This is a genomic window from Shewanella sp. KT0246, from assembly GCF_019654955.1.
GTDB lineage: Bacteria > Pseudomonadota > Gammaproteobacteria > Enterobacterales > Shewanellaceae > Shewanella > Shewanella goraebulensis.
On record NZ_BPEV01000092.1, the window covers coordinates 1 to 1,526 of the forward strand.

Genomic DNA, 1,526 nt, shown 5'->3' on the forward strand with positions numbered 1-1,526 from the left:
TGGCACTGGCACTGGCACTGGCACTGGCACTGGCACTGGCACTGGCACTGGCACTGGCACTGGCACTGGCACTGGCACTGGCACTGGCACTGGCACTGGCACTGGCACTGGCACTGGCACTCACGAAAGGCCAACCACGATTTTAAGTCAAGCATCAATTCCAAATTTAAAAGAAGATGAGCAAATAAGTTCAGCAAGTGGCACGCTTCAAGCCGAAGGAACGCAAACATCTAATGTCAGTTGGGGCGCAGAAAATACTCAAGGAACATTCGGGCAATTGGTTCTCAATCCAACCACAGGCCAATGGCAATACATACTGGATAACACTAATTCCAATACCGACGCCTTGAATGAAGGTGAGCATCAAACTGAGCAATTTACCATTACTGCAACTGACAATAATGGCGATAAAGTTTCCGCCGTCATCGCAATAGAAATTCAAGGTAGTAATGATCTCCCTGTCATATCGGGATTACATCAAGCAAGCCTGAATGAGCTTGGTGCAATTGATAGTGCTAACGGAAAGCTCACAGCAACAGATCCTGATAAAGGCGACATCAGTGTTTGGGGAGTTAATCAAACTCAAGGTCAATTCGGCCAACTGACTATTGACCCATTAACCGGAGAATGGCATTACCAACTTGATAATCAATCAACTCAAACATTGGGGCTAAATGCGGGCGATATTGCTACTGAACATTTTCAAATCACAGCTACAGATAGCTCAGGTAAACCCGTCACACAAATTGTCACCATAGAAGTTCACGGCACCAATGAAAGTGCTCAAATAGGTGGAATAAATTCAGGTTCGGTCACCGAAGATAAAGACCTACAATTCGGAATGTTACGTGTAGACGGTGCGTTAACCATCACCGATGTTGATAGTGGTCAAAATCAGTTCAGCGCAGAAACCCTGCAAGGTCAATTCGGTACGCTGAGTATCAATGAGTTAGGTCATTGGATTTATACTGCTGATAACTCCCAACTGGCAGTTCAAAGTCTTAATGCTGGTGAGTCACTCACCGATACCTTAATCGTTCACAGCGTTGATGGCACTGAACAACAAGTCACCGTCACCATCAACGGTACTGACGATAAAGCCGTGATTGCGGGCTCTTCAATTGCAACACTCAACGAAGATAAAGACGTTCACTCGGGATTATTAAGGGTTGATGGTGCATTGACTGTTACCGATGTTGATATTGGTCAAAATCAATTCCAAGCAGCATCACTGCAAGGCCAGTTTGGTCAGCTGAGTATCAATGAGTTAGGTCATTGGATTTATACTGCTGATAACTCCCAACTGGCAGTTCAAAGTCTTAATGCTGGTGAGTCACTCACCGATACCTTAATCGTTCACAGCGTTGATGGTACATCACAAAAAGTCACCGTCACCATCAACGGTACTGACGATAAAGCCGTGATTGCGGGCACTGCAACGGCCTCACTCACTGAAGATAAAGACGTTCACTCGGGATTATTAAGGGTTGATGGTGCGTTAACCATTACTGATAGTGATAACGGCC

1 protein-coding gene is annotated in these 1,526 nt (G+C 45.5%); it reads left to right on the forward strand.

The features are described from left to right. Nucleotides 1–1,526, forward strand: a 1,526-nt coding sequence (locus K5Q58_RS20555; protein WP_220755714.1) for a VCBS domain-containing protein, incomplete at both ends; no start/stop codon positions are given.